The sequence below is a fragment of the Citrobacter sp. GW821-FHT07H02 genome (genome assembly GCF_059418505.1).
This window is the reverse complement of sequence record NZ_JBWKPZ010000007.1, coordinates 133,192-156,030: the sequence shown is the minus strand read 5'-3', so window position 1 is coordinate 156,030 and position 22,839 is coordinate 133,192. Positions and strand designations below refer to the sequence as shown.

19 protein-coding genes are annotated in these 22,839 nt (G+C 50.4%); 17 read left to right on the top strand and 2 right to left on the bottom strand.

All coding sequences use genetic code 11. The features are described from left to right. Positions 1 to 754: 754 nt before the first annotated feature. Positions 755 to 1,024: a DUF1471 family periplasmic protein YahO gene (gene yahO / locus AC07NP_RS10535; protein WP_192613689.1), complete on the bottom strand. Its 270-nt coding sequence runs from the start codon at positions 1,022 to 1,024 to the stop codon at positions 755 to 757. A gap of 640 nt (positions 1,025 to 1,664) precedes the next feature. On the opposite strand from yahO, the gene AC07NP_RS10530 reads away from it, so the two are divergent. From AC07NP_RS10530 to AC07NP_RS10515, 4 genes are all read left to right on the top strand, one after another. Next, positions 1,665 to 2,039 (top strand): helix-turn-helix transcriptional regulator, encoded by a 375-nt coding sequence (locus AC07NP_RS10530; protein ID WP_203359215.1) that lies wholly within the window; start codon positions 1,665 to 1,667, stop codon positions 2,037 to 2,039. A 630-nt stretch (positions 2,040 to 2,669) separates the two neighbouring features. Next, on the top strand, positions 2,670 to 3,014 hold the full coding sequence (locus tag AC07NP_RS10525; protein ID WP_203359216.1) for a DUF3302 domain-containing protein: 345 nt from the start codon (positions 2,670 to 2,672) through the stop codon (positions 3,012 to 3,014). A gap of 2 nt (positions 3,015 to 3,016) precedes the next feature. After that, positions 3,017 to 4,153 (top strand): HlyD family secretion protein, encoded by a 1,137-nt coding sequence (locus AC07NP_RS10520; protein ID WP_203359217.1) that lies wholly within the window; start codon positions 3,017 to 3,019, stop codon positions 4,151 to 4,153. A 94-nt stretch (positions 4,154 to 4,247) separates the two neighbouring features. Beyond that, on the top strand, positions 4,248 to 5,171 hold the full coding sequence (locus AC07NP_RS10515; RefSeq protein ID WP_494660436.1) for a LysR family transcriptional regulator: 924 nt from the start codon (positions 4,248 to 4,250) through the stop codon (positions 5,169 to 5,171). A gap of 66 nt (positions 5,172 to 5,237) precedes the next feature. Here AC07NP_RS10515 and AC07NP_RS10510 read toward each other — a convergent pair whose 3' ends face one another. Further along, positions 5,238 to 5,546, bottom strand: coding sequence for a LysR family transcriptional regulator (locus tag AC07NP_RS10510; protein ID WP_203359219.1), 309 nt, complete (start codon positions 5,544 to 5,546; stop codon positions 5,238 to 5,240). Between the two features lie 660 nt (positions 5,547 to 6,206). Here AC07NP_RS10510 and hemP point away from each other — a divergent pair. From hemP to AC07NP_RS10445, 13 genes are all read left to right on the top strand, one after another. Further along, entirely contained in the window at positions 6,207 to 6,389 is a 183-nt protein-coding gene (gene hemP / locus AC07NP_RS10505; protein WP_238929175.1) for a hemin uptake protein HemP, read from the top strand. A gap of 74 nt (positions 6,390 to 6,463) precedes the next feature. Then, positions 6,464 to 8,449, top strand: a complete 1,986-nt coding sequence (locus AC07NP_RS10500; protein WP_494660435.1) for a TonB-dependent hemoglobin/transferrin/lactoferrin family receptor — start codon at positions 6,464 to 6,466, stop codon at positions 8,447 to 8,449. A gap of 47 nt (positions 8,450 to 8,496) precedes the next feature. After that, on the top strand, positions 8,497 to 9,525 hold the full coding sequence (gene chuS, locus AC07NP_RS10495) for a hematinate-forming heme oxygenase ChuS (protein WP_494660434.1): 1,029 nt from the start codon (positions 8,497 to 8,499) through the stop codon (positions 9,523 to 9,525). Further along, on the top strand, positions 9,522 to 10,343 hold the full coding sequence (locus tag AC07NP_RS10490) for a heme/hemin ABC transporter substrate-binding protein (protein ID WP_494660433.1): 822 nt from the start codon (positions 9,522 to 9,524) through the stop codon (positions 10,341 to 10,343). The genes chuS and AC07NP_RS10490 overlap by 4 nt, the downstream gene beginning before the upstream one ends. Further along, the gene (locus AC07NP_RS10485) at positions 10,343 to 11,335 is read left to right on the top strand and encodes a FecCD family ABC transporter permease (protein WP_276293090.1); all 993 of its coding nucleotides are present in this window, start codon (positions 10,343 to 10,345) and stop codon (positions 11,333 to 11,335) included. The genes AC07NP_RS10490 and AC07NP_RS10485 overlap by 1 nt, the downstream gene beginning before the upstream one ends. Next, positions 11,328 to 12,107 carry a heme ABC transporter ATP-binding protein gene (locus AC07NP_RS10480; protein WP_494660432.1) on the top strand — a complete coding sequence of 260 codons (780 nt, stop codon included), beginning with the start codon at positions 11,328 to 11,330 and terminating at the stop codon, positions 12,105 to 12,107. Before AC07NP_RS10485 ends, AC07NP_RS10480 begins: the two co-directional genes overlap by 8 nt. Positions 12,108 to 12,259: 152 nt before the next feature. Further along, positions 12,260 to 13,891 carry a sensor histidine kinase gene (locus AC07NP_RS10475; RefSeq protein WP_494660431.1) on the top strand — a complete coding sequence of 544 codons (1,632 nt, stop codon included), beginning with the start codon at positions 12,260 to 12,262 and terminating at the stop codon, positions 13,889 to 13,891. Further along, on the top strand, positions 13,888 to 14,607 hold the full coding sequence (gene dcuR, locus AC07NP_RS10470; RefSeq protein ID WP_494660430.1) for a two-component system response regulator DcuR: 720 nt from the start codon (positions 13,888 to 13,890) through the stop codon (positions 14,605 to 14,607). The genes AC07NP_RS10475 and dcuR overlap by 4 nt, the downstream gene beginning before the upstream one ends. 745 nt (positions 14,608 to 15,352) lie before the next feature. Next, on the top strand, positions 15,353 to 16,693 hold the full coding sequence (gene dcuB, locus AC07NP_RS10465) for an anaerobic C4-dicarboxylate transporter DcuB (protein ID WP_203359228.1): 1,341 nt from the start codon (positions 15,353 to 15,355) through the stop codon (positions 16,691 to 16,693). A 95-nt stretch (positions 16,694 to 16,788) separates the two neighbouring features. Next, a complete protein-coding gene (fumA, locus tag AC07NP_RS10460; protein WP_494660429.1) occupies positions 16,789 to 18,435 on the top strand; it encodes a class I fumarate hydratase FumA in 1,647 nt (548 codons plus the stop codon). Between the two features lie 110 nt (positions 18,436 to 18,545). Further along, positions 18,546 to 19,178 (top strand): DUF2238 domain-containing protein, encoded by a 633-nt coding sequence (locus AC07NP_RS10455; RefSeq protein ID WP_494660428.1) that lies wholly within the window; start codon positions 18,546 to 18,548, stop codon positions 19,176 to 19,178. Positions 19,179 to 19,475: 297 nt separating this feature from the next. Then, positions 19,476 to 21,743: an arginine decarboxylase gene (adiA, locus tag AC07NP_RS10450; protein WP_494660444.1), complete on the top strand. Its 2,268-nt coding sequence runs from the start codon at positions 19,476 to 19,478 to the stop codon at positions 21,741 to 21,743. A 315-nt stretch (positions 21,744 to 22,058) separates the two neighbouring features. Continuing rightward, the gene (locus tag AC07NP_RS10445; RefSeq protein ID WP_494660443.1) at positions 22,059 to 22,820 is read left to right on the top strand and encodes an AraC family transcriptional regulator; all 762 of its coding nucleotides are present in this window, start codon (positions 22,059 to 22,061) and stop codon (positions 22,818 to 22,820) included. Positions 22,821 to 22,839: the final 19 nt, after the last annotated feature.

Here is a 22,839-nt window from a genome sequence, read left to right as displayed (position 1 = left end):
TTCTCTTCAACCGAACCGGCTGTTTGTGTGAAGTGATTCACATCCGCCGTGTCGATGGAGGCGCATTATAGGGAGTTCTCTGGCGCCCGCAACCCTTAAATGACAGAAAAATGACTGACTGCTGCATTCCACAGCAAAATGCCGCCTTATACCCATTTACACACAGAGTTATCCACAATGATGCCGATATTTCCAGCCACAACGACTTACAGAGTCGTGTATCTATGCCGCGGGGACATGTCATTTATCTATACCTGACACACACTCTGCCTTTCCTGCATCCCTACATCTATATAGATGTTCATCACCGTAGCCCCTTTGGGAACAATCAGCTGTTCAACGACAGCAGCGTTAGCGCATCTCCAACACGACGGCTCTATTGAGCCCCCTTAATAGGCCGGTTCTTGCTTTTGGTGCAAATGGTCAATGATCTATTCCCATCACCAATCGTCCCCTGATTTTGCCGACGCGGCAGGAAGGTCGCAGTGAGTGGCAAAGGGTGACAAGAGGTGTGGTGAGAGACGGATATCGATTTGCGCTTGTCGCCCCAGGATGGGTCTCTTGATCCAACACATCTATATATAGAAGAGCCTGGTGCACTCTAAATGCAAAGAACCCGCCTACAGGGCGGGTTCTTTGCATTCATAGGTATAGGATCAGGTCGGTTTCCGGCCTCTCCCTCCCATTTATTCTGTTCCTGTCGCTGCCGGACATCGCCGGATGCGGTTTTCCCTCTGGTATGGGGCAGTCAGGCTCACCTTTTCCGATAAACGTTGGCCGTTCCGTGGATCTTGTTATTGGTGTTGCCCGAGGTCATCACGAAAATGTCTCCCCCTTTTTCATCTGCTTTTTTAGAAAGCTCAGCTTTCGCCTCAGCCGTACTGGTCGTACCTGATGTGGCGATCTCACCGACGTTGACATACTGATCGGCGACTTTCTCGAAGTCTTTTTGCAGCATCATTTCCGCAGCCTGCGCACTGAAAGAAAAAGCAGCGACTAGCGCTCCAGCAATTATCTTTTTCATATATCCCTCGTCATCACTGGCTATCACACTTAAGCACTTGTGTTTATTTTGAAGAATCAGATGGTCACTCAAAATATGTATGTCTGTTCTCTGTCATAAGTGGAAAGTCATTTACATTACATGTACCCCAAAAGACCTACATCACTCACCACACGCCAGACATCATAACTATATGAACAATTACCGTAATACTGTCAACAATAATAAAATCGCCACATCTGAAATGGATATAACGACTATGCAACTCTTGGGGATAAAAACAGAACAAACGACAACCACATTAATTATCGTTAATATAAAATCCTGCCTCATTGAGAAGAAAAAATTCTGATAAAAAGCAAAAAAGACGTCAGTACATAACGCAGAATCTCTTTCATTGCACATTTCGCCTTATATAACCCTGCACACTTTACTTAAAATAATATTAAGAATAACCCAGCTACACAAAAATATTTAATAGTTTAAAATATTTAAACACTTAACATTTCATCAAAACAGGGATGGTGAAAATATGCGAAATCCATCACAAAAAAAAGGCTGTGCCAATCTAGCTTTTCGGAAAATAAACGTTGTTATTGATATCGCATTATATGATTATTGAATACATCGACAGTGTACAGTCAGTAGGAACAGAGAATAGATGGCATGTTCAAAAAACAATTCATTTACAAAAGAAGTGTCCAACCAACTGATCGCATTGATTAATGAAAGACCAGAAGACAAGTTACAGATTGATGATCTTGTTACTATCTCTGGGTTTTCAAAGTTTTACCTGCAATCTTTTTTTAAAGCACACACGGGAATATCGCTTGGACGCTTTATAAAGGATATCTACCTTAATCATTCTGCACTTGAATTAATGAATTCACAGAATACTATTCTAAATATTGCCTTAAATGCAGGATACAGTTCACAGCAATCATTCTGTCGGGCATTCCGCAAAAAATATAAAATAACCCCAGGCGAACTCAGAAAGTCAGGCGTTAAAGCAGAAGATTTTATAACTGAAAACTAAACAGCATCATTGACTATTTTTCCAGTACGATACGCTTGTACTCTGGCCCCATCCGTTCCAATATTCTCCGCAATAATTCATGGTTCCCCTGCTCCTTGCGCAGAGAAATACCTCAAAAATAATGCATAAAAAAAGACCGCACGGGCGGCGGTCAAATGATGTGTTAAGAATAGTAATTGTTTATTTCTCTTTCAGGCACATTTACTCACATTTCATAAACATCATCAACTCAGAAAAAAGAATCCTTTCTCTTACTTGAAGCGCCTTATGAAATATTTACAAAATAGCGTTTAAAAACTCACCATGCAATTCAATTATAATTATTATATTCCATATAGTTAAATCGTTCCGTAATTCTAAACGATTAACTCTAGCGAGACATATTGAATAAGGTATCCTGCTTTCATTACCATTAAGCAAGACATTATCTAAACAAGTAAAATTAACAGAATATTCACGAAAACCGTACTGACTCAAAACAATATATCGGGATTTATCATCCCGTGAGACATAACCACGCTGTCCCCCTTAGTACTATTCCCCCTAAACCATAACTTAGGGGTGATACGTCAGCGAAAGAAGATGGGTCGAGCTTAGTTTTACCAACCCGACGGAGGGAGGAGGAATAGTATGTTCCTTAATTATTTTGCACTTGGCGTTTTAATCCTGGTGTTCCTGATAATTTTTTACGGTGTCATCATCATTCATGACATTCCTTACGAAATTGCCAAAAAACGTAACCACCCGCATGCCGATGCCATACATGTTGCCGGATGGGTAAGCCTGTTCACGTTACATGTCTTGTGGCCGTTCCTTTGGATTTGGGCCACGTTGTATCGCCCCGACCGTGGATGGGGAATGCAGACTGCACAGCAACCGCAGTATGAAAACCTGCAATTGCGTATTGCTGAGCTTGAACGGCTGGTGAAAAAGCAACAACAACACGCTGACTCTGATAACACTCAAGGCAATTAATTGTGGATTTATTAATTATTCTGACTTACGTGGCTCTGGCCTGGCTGGTCTTTAAAATATTCAAGATTCCTGTCAATAAATGGAGTATCCCAACAGCAGCTCTGGGTGGAATCTTTCTGGTTGGTGCCCTGATTCTATTAATGAACTATAACCACCCTTATACCTTTAAGGCGCAAAAAGCGGTGATATCCGTTCCGATTACGCCACAGGTGACGGGGATTGTTCGTAAGGTCACGGATAAGCCAAACGAACTGATCAAAAAAGGCGAAGTTCTTTTTGAACTGGATCCGACACGCTTCCAGGCCCGCGTTGCGAGACTGGAAGCCGATATTGTCACCGCAATTCATAATGCTGATTCGCTACAGGCGCAGATGGATGAAGCCGTCGCGAATACCGCGACAGCAGCTGCGCAACGCGATCGCTTGTACAAAGATTACCAACGCTATTTGCAAGGCAGTAAGGCGAAGGTGAATCCGTTTTCAGAAAGCGATATTGATCATGCCCGGCAAAGCTACCTCGCTCAGGATGCAGCAGTAAAGTCATCCGTTGCTGAGCAAGCGCAAATCAAAAGCCAGCTTGATAGTCTTCTCAACGGCGAACAATCGCAAGTTGCCAGCCTGCGCGCCCAGCTTGCTGAAGCTAAGTTTGATTTAGAGCAGACCGTTGTCCGTGCGCCGAGCGATGGCTACGCTACTCAGGTGTTGATCCGCCCAGGTACTTTTGCTGCGGCATTACCGCTGCGTCCGGTAATGGTGTTTATTCCCAAACAAAAACGACAGATCGTGGCGCAATTCCGCCAGAACTCATTGTTGCGTTTAAAAGCCGGTGATGAAGCCGAGATCGTGTTCAACTCTTTACCAGGCCAGGTATTCACAGGAAAACTGGCCGGCGTGCTTCCGGCGATTCCAGGCGGCTCGTATCAGGCTCAGGGGACATTGCAATCATTGACGGCCACGCCGGGTACTGAAGGTGTTCTCGCCCTCATTGATCTGAACCCAGATGAGAGTATTGATGCCTTACCGGATGGCATATACGCGCAAGTTGCCGTCTATTCAGATCATTTTTCTCATGTGGCCATTATGCGTAAAGTATTACTGCGTATGACCAGTTGGATGCATTACCTCTATCTGGACCATTAAGCAGTTCATTGTGCCTTGTTGATGTTGGGTAATTATTTCAGGTTGTAGATCATCTACACTGGAAACAAGGCACAATGTTTACAGAACAGACATAATGAAACAATTAAAAATCAGAGATTTAAAAATACTGCTGGATCTTGTTGAAACGAAAAGTTTCAGTCTGTCTGCGAAAAATGCGGGTCTGACCCAGGCCAGCATCAGTAAAAGCATTGCGGCAGTGGAAGAAACGTTAGGCATTAAAATAATTGATCGGGAGAGTCGCCCTGTCAGGCTAACCGCCTTCGGCGAAACGTTGTTACCCCGTATTAGAAAGCACATTATTGAAAATGATGAGCTCTTTGAACTGGTTGAGCATTACAAGAAAGCCCCTACTGGCGAAGTAAACATCTTTTCCCCTTCAGGTATGCAGGCTTATCTTGCAGAAAATATTCTGCCGCCCTTGTTTCAACGATTCCCTGATTTGAACGTAACAATAACAACATCCAATCACTATAAAGCCGACTACTTTAAAGGCGTAAGTTTTAATAATTCCTGCGATATGCTGATTTCGTATTCGCCACCACATAATCAGAATCTTATCGCCAGAAAAGTAAAACGCATACGGATGGATGTGTTTGCAACCCCAGAATTCCGTGAGCACCATCCCTTTACTACGCCAGAAGAGTTATCCCGGCATCCTTTCATTTTGTTAAGTTCAATGGCGAATAACAGTTATGAAAATATTTTTGAGTTTGCGAATGCAGAGACTGCAGAAGTAAAATCGGTCGCTGTTACGGGAAAGCTAAAGTTCGACAATGTTTACACCGCCATCAATTGCTGTCGGAATGGGATGGGGTACATGGTCACGTCCGATTTACTTCTGAAAGATACCAGCGGAATACAGGCCGTCCTGCCTCCAGAATGGGGCATTTATATTGATTGCTATGTCATTTATAGAAGCCGGAAGAACCTGCCGTTCCGTGTACAATCATCGTTAGATTATATTATTGAGCTAATGGCTCAGGAAAATAAGCCGTAACAGCAGCAGGTCGTAATGTCATTAGACACAGGTCTGCTGTGATGAGTGAAGAGTACACTGTCATACTCATGCAAACGCCTTTGCTTTGCGGGAGTCGTCATTCACCGCCAGAGCAAATTTCAAAAAGGTTTCCCCGATCATTTTATCCAGCTCTACCGCGTATTTAGTTGGACGCAGGCAACGCCCTTCTCTTTCAAAAAGCGGTACGGGAAAGTAGGAACAAAAGCGTTTGAGCATTATACTCACTGTGGGCGCTGAACAGTTCAACACCACACTGGCATTAAATATCGTCTTATAGCTCATAACCGCAGAAAAGTAGAGTGCAGAATTAAAGTCAATATTTTTCAGATACTCAAAGTCATGTTTTTCAAGCATATCATTATTCTCAATGTTCACTCAATTAGCCTCTCATATAACAACATAAAATATAAGTATTTTAAATGATTGAACAAACAATCATTAGCGCTATGAAGTTATAAAACAAAACTATATACAACCAGATATAGTTAAGTAACGTGGCGATTTATTGCGGAGTCAACATCGATAATAATGAATAACTCCAACACCACAGGTTAATTAAACTATTTTGTAAATTAAAATAGTTAGCGCGTTATTAAATACTGACTTGGAAAATTAATACAAATTCAACTCAGGAGTTGTCCTGATGAATGTTTAAGAGAGTACCAAAACCACAAAAAAGATAAACAATTAAAAGATGCAAAACAGTGAATACTATTATTCCAAAATTGTCATAGAGCCATCGACTTCATCACTCAGTTCCCGTTCCCTGAACCAGAAACAGAACACCAACAGCACCCCAGTGCACTCAAACGAGAGAAAACGTCATCTCCCTATGAAAAGGGGGCTTTTGACAATACGGCACCGTCCCCCCACACCGGCCCTACTTCAGGGAGTCCGACGCTCCTCCTCTGGCAAAATTGATCCAGACACAATTTTGCGAAATAACTCTTGATGCAAAACTTGATCTTTATGATAATCATTCTTGTTATCATTTTCATAACGGACGTGCCTGGTATGCTTAACACTACGGCAGCACAACACATTAAAGACACTACGCCGCTCTCCCCTTCTCGCGCGAAGCGCCAGATAGACAGCAAGATGCTGCTTGGCGAAGAGGGATGGGTGCTGATTGAACATAAAGGTCAACATTACCTGCTGCGCCAGACGCAATCCGGAAAACTGATCCTGACTAAATAAAACATTCTATTTCGCCAGCCACCCAGGTCATCCCAGGCAGCCAGCACTTTTCAATTTCCTCATGGAGAGTTGTTATGTTACGCCTGCAATCTGCCTCTTTGCGCCCATCGCTACTGGCAATCATCATCGCCAGCGCCTTGCCTGGGGCGGCTTACGCAACCACAGACGATATGACCGTCACCGCGACCGGTAATGCACGCAGCGCTTTCGAGGCGCCGATGATGGTCAGCGTTATCGATACGTCCGATCCCGAAAACCAGACCGCCAGCTCGGCCGCCGACCTGCTACGCAGTGTTCCCGGCATCACCCTGAACGGGACGGGGCGCACGAATGGTCAGGATGTTAACCTGCGTGGCTATGACCGCCGCGGTGTGTTGATTCTGGTTGACGGTGTACGTCAGGGAACCGACACCGGGCATCTCAACAGCACGTTCCTCGACCCTGCCTTGATTAAACGTATTGAAGTCGTGCGCGGGCCTTCAGCACTGCTGTACGGCAGCGGCGCGCTGGGTGGCGTCATCGCCTATGAGACGGCCGATGCCAAAGATCTACTCCAGGAAGGGCAAAACAGCGGATTCCGCGTCTTTGGCACAGGCGGCACCGGCGATCACAGTCTGGGAATGGGCGCCAGCGCCTTTGGCCGCACCGATAATCTGGACGGTCTGGTGGCATGGTCCAGCCGCGATCGCGGTGATTTGCGTCAGGGTGATGGTTCTACCGCGCCCAACGATGAGTCCATCAATAATATGCTGGCAAAAGGCGCCTGGCAGATTAACGATGCGCAGTCGCTGAGCGGCTCACTGCGCTATTACAATAATGCTGCGCAGGAACCGAAAAACCCGCAGACCATTGAAGCCTCAAGCGGCAGTAATCCGATGGTGGACCGTTCGACGATCCAGCGTGATATGCAGATGTCTTATAAACTCGCCCCACAAGGCAATGACTGGCTGAACGCCGATGTCAGCGCGTACTGGTCTGAAGCCCGTATTAACACGCAGAATATCGACAGCACGGGTGAATTCCGCAAACAGACGACCAAAGGTGGCAAAGTCGAAAACCGCAGCCGTCTTTTCAGCGACTCTTTTGCCTCTCACCTGCTGACATATGGCGGGGAATACTATCGTCAGGAACAACACCCCGGCGGTGCCACGACCGGTTTCCCGGAAGCGAAAATCGACTTCAGCTCTGGCTGGTTACAGGATGAAATCACCCTGCGCGACCTGCCCGTTACGCTGCTAGGCGGCACGCGTTATGACAACTACCGTGGCAGCAGCGACGGTTATGATGATGTCGACGCAGACAAATGGTCATCGCGTGCCGGAATGACCGTCAGCCCCACCGACTGGCTGATGCTGTTTGGTTCTTATGCTCAGGCATTCCGCGCGCCGACAATGGGTGAAATGTATAACGACTCCAAACACTTCTCTATCGGCAACTTCTACACTAACTACTGGATACCGAATCCGAATCTGCGCCCGGAAACGAACGAAACGCAGGAATATGGTTTTGGGCTGCGCTTTAACGACCTAATGTTGTCCAACGATGCTCTGGAGTTTAAGGCCAGCTACTTTGATACCAACGCGAAGGATTATATCTCCACATCCGTCGACTTCGCCGCAGCCACCACCATGTCTTATAACGTTCCGAACGCCAAAATCTGGGGCTGGGATGTGATGACAAAATACGCGACTGACCTGTTCAGCCTTGATGTCGCGTACAACCGCACGCGTGGCAAAGATACGGACACCGGCGAATATATCTCCAGCATTAACCCGGACACCGTCACCAGCAAGCTCAACGTACCGGTGGCGCAAAGCGGTTTCTCCGTCGGCTGGGTCGGCACCTTTGCCGATCGCTCAACGCATATCAGCAACGAATACAGTAAACAGCCGGGTTATGCCGTGAACGATTTTTACGTCAGCTACCAGGGACAACAAGCGCTGAAAGGCATGACCACCACGCTGGTGCTGGGCAACGCCTTCGATAAAGAGTACTGGTCGCCGCAGGGTATTCCGCAGGACGGTCGTAACGGCAAGATTTTCGTGAGCTATCAATGGTAATCATCGCACCCCGGTTCGCCGGGGCTATTATCTGGAAGGAAGAGACAATGAATCACTACACTCGCTGGCTTGAGCTAAAAGAACAGAACCCGGGGAAATACGCACGTGATATCGCGGGTCTGATGAATATCAGCGAAGCCGAACTGACGTTTGCCCGCGTCGGCCATGACGCCCGAAGACTGCACGGCGACATCCGCGAACTCCTCGCCGCGCTGGAAGCCGTTGGCGAAACAAAAAGTATTTGCCGCAACGAGTACGCAGTGCATGAACAGGTTGGCACCTTCACCAACCAGCATCTGAGCGGCCACGCCGGACTGGTGCTTAACCCGCGCGCGCTCGATCTGCGCCTGTTTCTGAATCAGTGGGCCTGGGTGTTCCATGTCAAGGAAACAAGCGCCCGTGGCGAGCGTCAAAGCATTCAATTCTTTGACTATCAGGGGGATGCCGTACTGAAAGTGTACGCGACCGACAACACGGAAATCCCGGCCTGGAATGACGTTCTGCAGCGTTTTATCACCGAAGAGAACCCGCCGCTGGCGTTGAAAGCGACCGACGCCCCCACCAGCGCGCTACAGACTGAGGCTGGCGCTATTGAAAAAGAGTGGCGCGCGATGACCGACGTTCACCAGTTCTTCACCCTGCTAAAACGCCATAACCTGACCCGTCAGCAGGCGTTTGAACAGGTTGCTGACGATCTGGCCTGTAAGGTGCCGAACAGCGCGCTGGCTGAAATCCTGAACGCTGCTCGCCAGGACGGCAACGAAATCATGGTCTTCGTCGGCAACAAAGGATGCGTGCAAATCTTCACTGGCGCCGTTGAAAAAGTGGTGCCGATGAAGGGCTGGCTGAACATATTTAATCCGACCTTTACGCTGCATCTGCTGGAAGAGAAGATTGCCGAAACCTGGGTAACGCGAAAACCGACCGCTGATGGCCACGTCACCAGCCTTGAGCTTTTTGCGCACGACGGCACGCAAATTGCCCAACTCTACGGTCAACGGAGTGAAGGCGAGCCGGAGCAATCGCAATGGCGCAAGCAGATCGATGCCCTTGCGCCTAAAGGACTGGCGGCATGAAAAAATGGCTCGCCCTGATTGTCGCACTGCCGCTGAGCGCGTTTGCTGCCACGGCAGATAAGATCGTCGCCCTCGGAGGGGATGTGACCGAGATCGTCTATGCGCTCGGGGCGCAGTCCTCGCTTGTCGCCCGCGACAGCACCAGCCAGTGGCCTCCGGAGGCCACTGCCCTGCCGAATGTGGGTTATCTGCGCCAGCTTAATGCCGAGGGACTGCTCGCTATGCGCCCCACGCTTGTGCTGGTCAGCAGCCAGGCGCAGCCTTCGCTGGTGCTCAAACAGCTTGAGCAAAGCAAGGTTCAGGTGATTACCCTACCAGGTCGCAACGATCTCAGCGTCATTGATGAGAAAGTCCAGATCATCGCGAAAGCCACCCACCGGGTTGCGCAAGGCGAGGCTCTGCGAAAAACGTTGCATCAGGAAATCACTGCCCTGCCAACGACACCGCTCAATAAACGCGTGCTGTTTATTCTGAATCACGGCGGGATGAGTGCGATGGCGGCCGGACAGCAAACGGGGGCTGACGCCGCCATTCGCGCGGCGGGATTACAGAACGCCATGCAGGGATTCTCTCGCTACCAGCCGCTTTCTCAGGAAGGGGTTATCGCCAGTCAGCCTGACCTTGTGGTGATACCCCAGGAAGGTCTGGCGGCCCTGGGTGGTGAAGAAAACTTGTGGAAACTGCCCGGACTGGCGCAAACGCCTGCGGGTCGCCATAAGCAGGTGCTGGCTGTCGATGATATGGCGCTGCTCGGCTTTAGCGTGCGTACTCCGCAGGCTATCCAGCAACTACGCAGCAAAGCGGAGTCATTGCCCTGATGCCACGGCATATCACGTTCTCCCTGTATACGCTGGCGCTGATACTGGCGCTGGCGACGGTTCTGGCGAGCGGCTTCGGCGCGCTGCGCCTGCCGGTGAACCTGCTCTGGCGTGAAGGCGATGATGCCTTACGCCAGATTTGGTTGACCATCCGTTTGCCCAGAGTGCTGCTCGCGCTGGTTATCGGCGGTTCGCTGGCGCTGGCAGGCTGCGTCATGCAGGGGCTTTTCCGCAATCCTCTTGCCGACCCCGGCCTGCTTGGGATCAGCAGCGGCGCGGCTCTCGCCGTTGCGCTGTGGGTGGTGCTGCCGTTCACCTTATCTCCGCTGTTGATGCTTTACGCCCCGATGCTGGCGGCGTTCGTTGGAGCATTAGTGGCGACGATCGTTATTTTTCTGCTCAGCCGACAGCATCATGGCTCGCTTTCGCGGCTCCTGCTCGTCGGCATCGCCATCAACGCCTTGTGCGGCGCGGCGGTAGGCGTTCTGTCATGGCTCAGTAACGATGCGCAACTCCGCCAGCTTTCGCTGTGGGGAATGGGGAGTCTCGGTCAGGCGCAGTGGTCAACACTGCTGGCAGTGACCTCTCTGATGCTCCCCACGGTAGTGATCATCTGGCGTCTTGCGGCCACGCTTAATCTCCTGCAACTGGGTGAAGAAGAGGCCCATTATCTGGGGGTCGATGTCCGCACTGTTCAGCGTATTTTACTGGTTTGCAGCGCGTTGCTGGTCGCAGCGGCGGTCGCCATCAGCGGGGTCATTGGGTTTATCGGTCTGGTCGTTCCGCATGTGATTCGCATGTGGTTAAGCGCGGACCACCGGGCGGTGATCCCAGGATCTGTGCTGGCCGGTGCGTTCTTGTTACTCGTTGCCGATACGCTCGCCCGCACGCTGGTTGCCCCGGCAGAAATGCCGGTCGGACTCCTGACCAGCATGTTGGGCGCGCCCTGGTTCCTGTGGCTTATTTTTCGCCGGGGAGGACAGCATGACTGAACGCCTCATTGCCGAAGGGATAAGCTACACAGTCGCCAACAGACCTGTGATTCGTGACGTGTCTCTTAGCCTTGCGCAGGGGGAATTACTGGCGCTTATTGGCCCCAACGGCGCGGGAAAATCAACGCTGCTACGGCTGCTCACAGGCTATATTCCTCCCGCGCGCGGTTGCTGTTTGTTAGCGGACAAACCGCTGGCGCAATGGTCAGCGCAAACCCTTGCGCGCTACCGCGCCGTAATGCTCCAGCAAACGCAGGTGGGTTTCGACTGGCCAGTCGAAACCGTGATTGGGATGGGGCGAATGCCCTGGACGCCACAGCCCGAACCGTCGGTGATTCATCAGGTGATGCAGTTGACCGAATGCCTGTCGCTGGCGGGAAGGCGTTATGCCGCGCTGTCCGGCGGCGAGCAACAGCGCGTACAGCTAGCGCGCGCGCTGGCGCAACTGTGGCGCGAAGGCTCACCACGCGGCTGGTTGTTTCTTGATGAACCGACCTCTGCGCTGGATCTGTTTCATCAGCAGCATTTGCTCCGGCTGCTTAAATCGCTCACCCAGCAGGGGCTGCTTCACGTTTGCGTGGTGTTGCACGATCTCAATCTGGCCGCACTGTGGGCGGATCGCATTCTATTGCTACATGAAGGCCGGATCGTTTCTGAAGGTACGCCCATCGACGTTCTGCAACGCGAAACGTTATCCCGCTGGTACGGTGCCGACGTTCAGGTTGGCCCACATCCCAGCGCCCCAACGCCCCATGTCTTCCTGACGCCTTAATATGCCCTCCGGGTTCAGGCGGTCGGCCAGCAAATCACGAGGTTTTACAGACCGTTAATTATGTTACTCCGGCGCCAGAAAAAACCTGGCGCCTTTGAATTACGCAGCCCATCAGGGATAATACCCTTACGATTCGTGAAATCAGGACTGCGATGAGACATTCCCTGCAACGCCTCGCTGTGCGTAAACGGCCAATGAAACTCGGTACGACGGTGATACTGATGGTCAGCGCCGTGCTGTTCTCCGTGCTGTTGGTTGTCCATCTGATTTACTTCTCACAAATCAGTCAGATGACCCGCGACGCGCTGGCGAATAAAGCGCTGGCGGTGGCGCGGACGTTAGCGGACTCCCCGGAAGTTCGCCACGGCCTCGAGAAAAAACCCGAAGAAAGCGGTCTTCAGGCGATTGCCGAAGCCGTCAGTAAGCGCAACGATTTGTTGTTTGTCGTGATCACCAATATGCAGAGCATCCGCTACTCGCACCCCGAAGCGCAACGCATCGGCAAACCGTTTAAAGGCGACGACATCCTTTTGGCCCTGCAGGGAAAAGAAAACGTTGCCATCAATCGCGGCTTTCTGGCGAAAGCGCTGCGGGTCTTCACCCCCATCTATGACGAAAACCATAAACAGATCGGCGTCGTCGCCATTGGCCTCGAACTCAGTCGGGTTACCGAGCAAATCAACAACAGCCGCTGGAGCATCATCTGGTCGATTCTGTTTGGCGCACTGGTCGGTCTGTTAGGTGCTTACGTGCTGGTCAGGGTGCTAAAACGCATTCTGTTTGGCCTGGAACCCTACGAAATCTCCACGCTTTTTGAACAGCGTCAGGCCATGTTGCAATCCATGAAAGAGGGGGTGATTGCCGTCGACGGCAATGGCGAAGTGACGCTGATTAACCATGCGGCGCAAGAACTGCTCGCTTACCGCAAATCCCAGGACGATGCGCAGCTCTCCACCCTCAGCCACGCCTGGTCGCAGGTCGTGGATCTCAGCGAAGTGCTTCGCGACGGTAAACCGCGCCGCGACGAAGAGATCACCATCAAAGACAGGTTGCTGTTAATCAACACCGTCCCGGTCCGCAGCAATGGAAAAATCATCGGCGCCATCTCAACCTTCAGGGATAAAACCGAAGTTCGCCAGCTCATGCAACGACTGGACGGTATGGTCAACTACGCGGATGCACTCCGTGAACGATCCCACGAATTTATGAACAAATTGCATGTGATTCTGGGATTATTGCATCTGAAGAGTTATAAGCAGCTGGAAGATTATATTCTTAAGACCGCGAATAACTATCAGGAAGAGATCGGCTCACTGCTTGGGAAAATAAAATCACCCGTCATCGCAGGTTTTTTACTCAGTAAGATGAATCGCACATCCGATTTAGGCCACAGTCTGGTGATCAGTAATGAAAGCCAGTTGCCGGAATGCAGCAATGAAGATCAAGTCACTGTGTTGATTACCGTTTTGGGTAATTTGATTGATAACGCGTTGGAGGCGTTCGATCAAACGCCCGGCGGCGAAATCAGCGTATCCTTACATTATCGGCATGGTTTTCTACACTGCGAAGTGAATGATGATGGCCCGGGCATCGAACCCGAGCGGATAGCACACATTTTTGAGAAAGGCGTCTCGTCAAAGGGAACCGAACGTGGTGTCGGTTTATCTTTAGTAAAACAACAGGTTGAAAGTATTGGCGGTCACATTTCCGTCGAGTCAGAACCTGGGATCTTTACACAATTTTATGTACAGTTACCCTGGGATGGGGAAAGGAACCGCGTATGATTAATGTCTTAATTGTCGATGACGACGCAATGGTAGCGGAGCTAAATCGTCGCTATGTTGCGCAAATCCCTGGCTTTCATTGTTGCGGAACCGCCTCTACGCTGGAGAAAGCAAAAGAGATCATCTTCGATGGTGAAGAACCTATTGACCTGATTTTGCTTGATATTTATATGCAAAAGGAAAATGGATTGGATCTGTTGCCGATCCTGCACAGCGCGGGCTACAAATGCGATGTCATTGTTATCTCCTCAGCAGCCGATGCCACGACCATCAAAGACTCCCTCCACTACGGCGTGGTCGATTATCTGATCAAACCGTTTCAGGCTTCCCGCTTTGAAGAGGCGCTGACAGGCTGGCGGCAAAGAAAAGCGGCAATGGAAAAGCATCAGTACTATGAACAGTCAGAACTCGACCAACTCATTCACGGCAGCGCCTCCAGTGAGCAGGATAGCCGACGCCTGCCGAAAGGTCTGACGCCGCAAACCCTGCGCACGCTGTGCCAGTGGATAGACGCCCACCAGGAAATGGAATTTTCCACTGATGAACTGGCAAACGAGGTTAATATATCTCGTGTTTCCTGCCGAAAGTACCTTATTTGGCTGGTCAACTGCCATATTTTGTTTACCAGCATTCATTATGGTGTCACCGGCAGACCGGTTTACCGTTATCGAATTCAGGCTGAGCATTACTCGTTGCTTAAGCAATATTGCCAGTAAAAATAAAAATCAGGCCTGGGATTATTCGTTATATAATCGTAAAAATTATTACAATAATGAAAAATTACCAGGTCTCAGATTTAATTGTCACAATACAAAGCTTGTGCCAGATCAAACCGGGCTGCAATACAGCTTTTAATTCAATATCTTATAATTGATTAACGCCATGTTGTTTTTAATTTCATAAGCGCTAACAAAAGTTATTTAAGTATTATCTAACTTACAGAGTGTGTATTTTTATTAAAAAAGGATTTACCTGAATTAGCTAAACACTTCAGGTAATTTAAAATAAGTAGCAATGGAGAACATGCTACATCTTATGAATACCGTATCGTTTTGTGAGCAGACGACTGATTCTACATTCCCGGATAATAACTCCATACCCCGGAGTGATTGCGATCACATAAATAAAATCCCTTTCTCTTTTAGCTGTGATTTACGTAATAGCGGAAGAGATAACGCGGATGATATGTTATTGAATAACTGGAATAACATACAAAAACGACAACACCAGTCACTGCTCGTCATTAAAAGCCCTGCGCCCCATCGCCAGAGAGTGCTCATCTCTGAAAAGAACTATAATAACTTAAACATTTTTAATAAGTTCCTAAAGGATCCGGCATTGCATTAATCGCAAATGCAGAGGTAACGAATATTTGTCAATTTTTGATATGTGTACAGGAAATCAAAAATTGTCAGTGAGCCATTTAACAAAATTGACTGGTTTTTTCGCGAGGGTAAATAAATGTTATTTAGTATACAACTTCTTATTATATTAGTGTGTCTGTTTTATGGCGCCAGAAAGGGCGGTATCGCGCTGGGTTTGTTAGGCGGTATCGGTCTTGTCATTCTGGTTTTTGTTTTCCATCTTCAGCCGGGTAAACCGCCGGTCGACGTAATGCTGGTTATCATCGCGGTGGTGGCGGCATCGGCGACCTTGCAGGCTTCCGGCGGTCTGGACGTCATGTTGCAGATTGCGGAGAAATTACTGCGCCGCAACCCGAAATATGTCTCCATCCTGGCTCCCTTTGTAACCTGTACGCTGACTATTCTCTGCGGTACGGGCCACGTGGTGTACACCATTCTGCCTATCATTTACGACGTTGCGATTAAGAACAATATTCGCCCGGAACGTCCAATGGCCGCGAGTTCCATCGGTGCGCAGATGGGGATCATTGCCAGCCCGGTTTCCGTTGCGGTGGTATCACTGGTGGCGATGCTGGGTAATGTGACCTTCGAAGGCAAGCATCTGGAATTCCTTGACCTGCTCTCTATCACTATCCCTTCAACGCTGTTGGGTATACTGGCTATCGGTATCTTCAGCTGGTTCCGTGGTAAAGATCTGGATAAAGACGAAGATTTTCAGAAGTTTATTTCCGTTCCGGAAAACCATCATTACGTGTACGGCGATACCGCAACGCTGTTAGACAAAAAACTGCCGAAGAGCAACTGGCTGGCGATGTGGATCTTCCTGGCCTCTATCGCAATCGTGGCTGTACTGGGTGCCTTCTCTGATCTGCGTCCGTCCTTTGGCGGCAAACCGCTGTCCATGGTGCTGGTCATTCAGATGTTTATGCTGCTGACCGGTGCACTCATTATTATCCTGACCAAAACCAATCCTGCTTCCATCTCAAAAAACGAAGTGTTCCGTTCAGGTATGATCGCCATTGTGGCGGTGTACGGTATTGCCTGGATGGCGGAAACCATGTTCGGCGCGCATATGGATGAAATCCAGGGCGTACTGGGTGAGATGGTGAAAGAGTATCCATGGGCCTATGCGATTGTTCTGCTGCTGGTTTCCAAGTTTGTAAACTCTCAGGCAGCAGCGCTGGCGGCTATCGTTCCGGTGGCACTGGCTATCGGCGTCGATCCGGCATATATCGTGGCTTCTGCTCCGGCGTGCTACGGCTATTACATTCTGCCGACCTACCCGAGCGATCTGGCGGCCATTCAATTTGACCGTTCCGGCACCACCCGCATTGGTCGCTTCGTGATCAACCACAGCTTCATTTTACCTGGTTTGATCGGCGTGAGCGTCTCCTGCGTATTTGGCTGGGTCTTCGCTGCCATGTACGGGTTCCTGTAACCACACCTCGCGTGCCGCACCGTTAAGCGCGGCACGCACCTCGAAATAGACAGTGAATGTTACATTCCTGATAAAAACGAACAGGCTGGAAGCAAATGTCAAAAATTGAATTCACTTACCAGGCGCCTTTCCCGATGGGGAAAGACAAAACAGAGTACTATCTGCTGACCTCCGAGCACGTTAGCGTTAGCGACTTCGAAGGAGAGTCGATTCTGAAGGTCGAGCCGCAAGCCCTTACGCTGCTGGCCCAGCAAGCCTTCCATGACGCCTCCTTTATGCTCCGCCCAGCACACCAGCAGCAAGTCGCCTCTATTCTTCACGACCCCGAAGCCAGCGAAAACGATAAATACGTCGCGCTGCAATTCTTAAGAAACTCTGAAATCGCGGCGAAAGGCGTGTTGCCTACCTGCCAGGATACCGGCACCGCGATCATCATGGGTAAAAAAGGCCAGCGTGTCTGGACCGGCGGCGGTGACGAAGCCGCGCTGTCAAAAGGCGTGTATAACACCTATATCGAAGACAACCTGCGCTATTCGCAAAACGCCGCGTTAGATATGTACAAAGAGGTTAATACCGGCAGCAACCTGCCCGCGCAAATCGACCTCTACGCCGTTGACGGCGACGAATACAAATTTCTCTGCATCGCCAAAGGCGGTGGTTCCGCGAACAAAACGTATCTGTATCAGGAAACCAAAGCCCTGCTGACCCCGGGTAAACTGAAAAACTACCTCGTCGACAAAATGCGTACGCTGGGAACTGCGGCCTGCCCGCCATACCATATCGCGTTTGTCATTGGCGGCACCTCTGCGGAAAGCACCCTGAAAACGGTGAAACTCGCCAGCACGCACTACTACGACGAACTGCCGACCGAAGGCAATGCGCACGGCCAGGCGTTCCGCGACATTCAACTGGAGCAGGAACTGTTGGATGAGGCGCAAAAACTCGGCCTCGGCGCCCAGTTTGGCGGTAAATATTTCGCGCACGATATCCGCGTGATCCGTCTGCCGCGTCATGGCGCATCCTGTCCGGTGGGGATGGGCGTCTCCTGTTCCGCAGACCGTAACATCAAAGCCAAAATCAACCGCGACGGTATCTGGATCGAAAAACTGGAACAGAATCCGGGCCAGTATATTCCGGAATCCCTGCGTCAGGCAGGTGAAGGTGAAGTGGTTAACGTTGACCTCAACCGCCCGATGAAAGAGATCCTTGCCCAGCTATCACAGTATCCGGTCTCTACTCGCCTTTCACTGACGGGCACCATCATCGTAGGGCGCGACATTGCCCATGCGAAGCTGAAAGAGCGCATTGACTCAGGAGAAGGTCTGCCGCAGTACATTAAAGATCACCCGATCTACTACGCAGGCCCGGCCAAAACACCTGCTGGCTACCCGTCGGGTTCCCTCGGCCCAACCACCGCTGGCCGTATGGACTCCTACGTCGATCTGCTGCAATCGCACGGCGGCAGCATGATCATGCTGGCGAAAGGTAACCGTAGCCAGCAGGTGACCGACGCCTGCCACAAACACGGCGGCTTCTATCTGGGCAGTATCGGTGGCCCGGCGGCAGTTCTGGCGCAACAGAGCATCAAGCATCTGGAATGCGTCGAATATCCGGAACTGGGTATGGAAGCAATCTGGAAAATCGAAGTAGAAGATTTCCCGGCCTTCATCCTCGTGGATGACAAAGGCAACGATTTCTTCCAGCAGATCGTCAGCAAGCAGTGCGCTAACTGCGCGAAATAACCGTCCCGGCCCGGTTTCCCATCGGGCCGTTTTTTCCTGTGAAATACAGGCGTTGAATTTTTCCTCTTAGCGGTGAATAGTGACCTTTTCCTTTGAGTCACAAAATCATCATGACCCGCACGCTTAATCCCTTGATGTTACAAGCTGGCGCTCTCATTTTAGGGCTGATTCTCCTCTATACCGGCCTCTCTGCCGGGGAGAAACTCACCTGGTTAATGGAAGTCACGCCGGTCATTATTGTCGTCCCGCTGCTGCTGGCAACGGCGAAACGCTACCCGCTGACGCCCCTGCTCTATACGCTCATTTTCTTACACGCCATCATTTTGATGGTCGGCGGTATGTACACCTATGCCAAAGTCCCGATTGGGTTCGACGTTCAGGAGTGGCTGGGGCTCAACCGCAATCCGTACGACAAATTAGGCCATTTCTTCCAGGGGTTAGTCCCTGCGCTAACGGCGCGCGAGATTTTGCTGCGCGGGCAAATTGTCCGTGGCCGTAAGATGCTGGCCTTTCTGGTGTGCTGCGTAGCGCTGGCTATCAGCGCGACCTATGAATTTATCGAATGGTGGGCGGCACTGGCGATGGGTCAGGGGGCAGATGATTTCCTCGGCACCCAGGGCGATCCGTGGGATACCCAGTCAGATATGTTCTGCGCCCTGCTCGGCGCATTAACCACGGTGATACTGCTGGCCGGTTTTCATTGTCGCCAACTACAACGATACGCACTGCTGCCGGACACCTGATCCCGGAATGACATCGCGCTTATCCGGCCTGTACACCGAGGCCGGATAACACGTTCGCACAGCCCTGGCGCAATATCACTATCAGCCAAAAAAATAGTTCACCTGTCGATAAACCACGTAACAAAAACGTTATCATCTCAATTTAATACGTTGTTTATTAAAGTAAAAAAATAAAAGTTGCGCGTTTTTCACTCACTTTACACCCTCGCTTTCTCAGGATAATACTTGCCCGCGTCACATTCATACGGTGTGTCTGCAATCCGCAAATTGCATTACCTCCACAACGGGTAAGAGATGATGAGAGTATTAATTGTTGAAAGTGAGTTTCTGCACCAGGACACCTGGGTCGGCAGCGCCGTCGAACGTCTGGCGGATGCCTTAAGTCAGCAAAATGTCACCGTCATTAAGTCCACGTCTTTCGATGACGGTTACGCCATCCTGTCCGCCAATGAAGCCATTGACTGTCTGATGTTCAGCTACCAAATGGAACAGCAGGATGAACACCAGAATGTCAGGCAATTGATCGGCAAGCTTCACGAACGCCAGCAAAACGTCCCGGTTTTCCTGTTAGGTGACAGGGAAAAAGCGACGGCATCGCTGGGCCGCGACCTGCTGGAGCTTGTCGATGAATTCGCCTGGATTCTGGAAGACACCGCAGACTTTATTGCCGGGCGCGCCATCGCCGCAATGACCCGTTATCGGCAGCAACTCCTGCCGCCGCTGTTCAACGCGCTGATGAACTACAGCGACATCCACGAATACTCCTGGGCAGCGCCTGGCCACCAGGGCGGCGTCGGTTTTACCAAAACGCCGGCAGGCCGTTTTTACCATGATTACTATGGCGAAAATCTGTTCCGTAGCGACATGGGGATCGAACGAACCACACTGGGTTCCTTACTCGACCATACTGGCGCCTTTGGCGAGAGTGAGAAAAATGCAGCTCGCGTCTTTGGCGCCGATCGTTCCTGGTCCGTGGTGGTGGGAACCTCCGGTTCTAACCGCACCATCATGCAGGCCTGCATGACCGACAAGGATGTGGTCGTGCTGGATCGTAACTGCCACAAATCCATCGAACAAGGGCTGATCCTGACCGGCGCAAAACCGGTCTATATGGTGCCGAGTCGCAACCGTTACGGCATTATCGGGCCGATCTATCCGCAAGAAATGCAGCCGGAAACGTTGCAGAAAAAAATCAGCGAAAGCCCGCTGACCAAAGACAAAGCGGGGCAAAAACCGTCCTACAGCGTGGTAACCAACTGCACCTATGACGGTGTGTGCTACAACGCCAAAGAGGCGCAGGAACTGCTGGCGCAAACCACTGACCGCCTGCACTTCGACGAAGCCTGGTACGGTTATGCCCGTTTCAACCCGATTTACGCCGACCACTACGCCATGCGTGGTCAACCGGGCGATCACAGCGGCCCGACCGTTTTCGCCACCCACTCCACCCACAAACTGCTGAATGCGCTCTCTCAGGCCTCTTATATCCACGTACGTGAAGGTCGTGGCGCGATAAACTTCTCCCGCTTTAACCAGGCGTACATGATGCACGCCACCACCTCGCCGCTGTATGCGATTTGCGCCTCCAACGATGTGGCGGTTTCCATGATGGATGGGAACAGCGGCCTGTCGCTGACCCAGGAAGTGATAGAAGAAGCGATCGACTTCCGCCAGGCCATGGCGCGGTTGTACAACGAATTCGCCGCAGACGGGGAGTGGTTCTTTAAACCGTGGAACAAAGAGGTCGTTACCGACCCGACAACCGGAAAAACCTACGACTTTGCTGATGCCCCGAGACAACTGTTAGCCACTGAGCAGGACTGCTGGGTAATGCGACCCGGCGAATCCTGGCACGGCTTTAAGGATCTGCCGGATAACTGGAGCATGCTCGACCCGATAAAAGTCAGCATTCTGGCACCAGGAATGGGCGATGACGGCGAACTGGAAGAGACAGGGGTGCCTGCCGCGCTGGTGACCGCCTGGCTTGGCCGCCATGGGATTGTGCCGACCCGAACCACCGACTTCCAGATTATGTTCCTGTTCTCTATGGGGGTCACCCGTGGCAAATGGGGGACGCTGATCAACACCTTATGCTCTTTCAAACATCATTATGACGCCAACACGCCGCTGGCGCAGGTAATGCCGGAACTGGCACAGAACTATCCTGACACTTACGCGAACATGGGCATTCACGACCTCGGTGACACCATGTTTAGCTGGCTACGTGAAAATAATCCCGGCGCGCGCCTCAATGCCGCTTACTCCGGTCTGCCGGCTGCTGAGATAACGCCGCGCGATGCCTGGGACGCCATCGTCAACAACAACGTTGAAATGGTGGACATTGAAAACCTGCCGGGTCGTATTGCGGCGAACGCCGTCATTCCTTACCCGCCAGGAATCCCGATGCTGCTGTCAGGAGAAAACTTTGGTGATGAAAACAGCCCGCAGGTGAGCTATTTACGCTCGCTGCAATCCTGGGATCATCACTTCCCTGGCTTTGAGCATGAAACCGAAGGAACGGAAATTATTGATGGTGTGTATCACGTCATGTGCGTGAAGGCGTAATGCCACGACACTACCGTCTCTGTTTTGACGTTTGAGGATGACGTGTCTCTGTGGTTCCTGAGTAATGCTGCAAAACAATAACACTGTCATACCTTTTGCGCGGGCCCACCCCGCGCTTTTTTTTGCGCGAAAATCGCCGGGCGCGATGCGTAAAAAATTATGTACACACTAATAATCACCCTGGGTATTGTAATTCTATTCAGGCACGCTATTTTATTGCAGCAATTGATTCATCATACAATTGAAATTATCTCCCGGTATCTCTCTCCTTTGGCGAGATCCGGTATTTTATGTTCATATTCCAGGAGTTCGGGTATGAGAATTTGCAGCAACAAACCTTGCATAGTGGTATTAACTGAGAAAGATGTCTGGCTGAGAGTCAATGGCAAAGAGGCAGTGAATTTAAAGGCAAACCATATGGCGTTGCTTGCCTGCGAAAATAACATTATCGATATTTCGTCTCTCAATAATTCTCTGGTGGTGCACATCAGTCGTGACATCATTAAGGACTATCTGCGTTTTTTAAATAAAGATCTTTCACAGGTCCCGGTCTGGCAACGCTCCGCAACGCCTTTACTGACTGCCGTGTGCCTGACGCCGGACGTGTTCCGCGTCGCAGCCGCACACAGTCTGGAGGAATCACACAATGAGAGTGAGAAAGAACGCACGCGCTCGCTGCTGTTCACCGTGTTATCACGCTTTCTCGATAGCAAAAAATTTATTTCGTTATTGATGCATATGCTGCGCAGCCGCATCAGCGACAGTGTTTATCACCTCATTCAGAGCGATATCCATAAAGACTGGAACCTGAGTATGGTCGCCAGTTGTTTATGTTTAAGCCCGAGTTTGTTAAAGAAAAAGCTCAAAAATGAAAACACAAGTTATAGCCAAATTATCACAACCTGTCGTATGCGTTACGCTTTGAATCAATTACTCATGGACGGAAAAAATATCTCACAGGTTTCTCAACTGTGCGGATATAGCAGTACATCGTACTTTATTTCGGTGTTTAAAGAGTTCTATGGGATGACGCCGCTACATTATGTCAGCCAGCACCGGGAGCGCCAGATTATTTAATCATCCCCTGATTTACGAT

Coding starts and splice junctions, on each gene's coding strand:
- AC07NP_RS10485 (WP_276293090.1), top strand. CDS start 10,343: ATGCCACGGCATATCACGTTCTCCCTGTATACGCTGGCGCTGATACTG.
- dcuR (WP_494660430.1), top strand. CDS start 13,888: ATGATTAATGTCTTAATTGTCGATGACGACGCAATGGTAGCGGAGCTA.
- AC07NP_RS10480 (WP_494660432.1), top strand. CDS start 11,328: ATGACTGAACGCCTCATTGCCGAAGGGATAAGCTACACAGTCGCCAAC.
- AC07NP_RS10530 (WP_203359215.1), top strand. CDS start 1,665: ATGGCATGTTCAAAAAACAATTCATTTACAAAAGAAGTGTCCAACCAA.
- AC07NP_RS10525 (WP_203359216.1), top strand. CDS start 2,670: ATGTTCCTTAATTATTTTGCACTTGGCGTTTTAATCCTGGTGTTCCTG.
- AC07NP_RS10455 (WP_494660428.1), top strand. CDS start 18,546: ATGACCCGCACGCTTAATCCCTTGATGTTACAAGCTGGCGCTCTCATT.
- AC07NP_RS10510 (WP_203359219.1), bottom strand. CDS start 5,546: ATGCTTGAAAAACATGACTTTGAGTATCTGAAAAATATTGACTTTAAT.
- AC07NP_RS10490 (WP_494660433.1), top strand. CDS start 9,522: ATGAAAAAATGGCTCGCCCTGATTGTCGCACTGCCGCTGAGCGCGTTT.
- AC07NP_RS10515 (WP_494660436.1), top strand. CDS start 4,248: ATGAAACAATTAAAAATCAGAGATTTAAAAATACTGCTGGATCTTGTT.
- fumA (WP_494660429.1), top strand. CDS start 16,789: ATGTCAAAAATTGAATTCACTTACCAGGCGCCTTTCCCGATGGGGAAA.
- AC07NP_RS10475 (WP_494660431.1), top strand. CDS start 12,260: ATGAGACATTCCCTGCAACGCCTCGCTGTGCGTAAACGGCCAATGAAA.
- hemP (WP_238929175.1), top strand. CDS start 6,207: ATGCTTAACACTACGGCAGCACAACACATTAAAGACACTACGCCGCTC.
- dcuB (WP_203359228.1), top strand. CDS start 15,353: ATGTTATTTAGTATACAACTTCTTATTATATTAGTGTGTCTGTTTTAT.
- adiA (WP_494660444.1), top strand. CDS start 19,476: ATGAGAGTATTAATTGTTGAAAGTGAGTTTCTGCACCAGGACACCTGG.
- chuS (WP_494660434.1), top strand. CDS start 8,497: ATGAATCACTACACTCGCTGGCTTGAGCTAAAAGAACAGAACCCGGGG.
- yahO (WP_192613689.1), bottom strand. CDS start 1,024: ATGAAAAAGATAATTGCTGGAGCGCTAGTCGCTGCTTTTTCTTTCAGT.
- AC07NP_RS10445 (WP_494660443.1), top strand. CDS start 22,059: ATGAGAATTTGCAGCAACAAACCTTGCATAGTGGTATTAACTGAGAAA.
- AC07NP_RS10500 (WP_494660435.1), top strand. CDS start 6,464: ATGTTACGCCTGCAATCTGCCTCTTTGCGCCCATCGCTACTGGCAATC.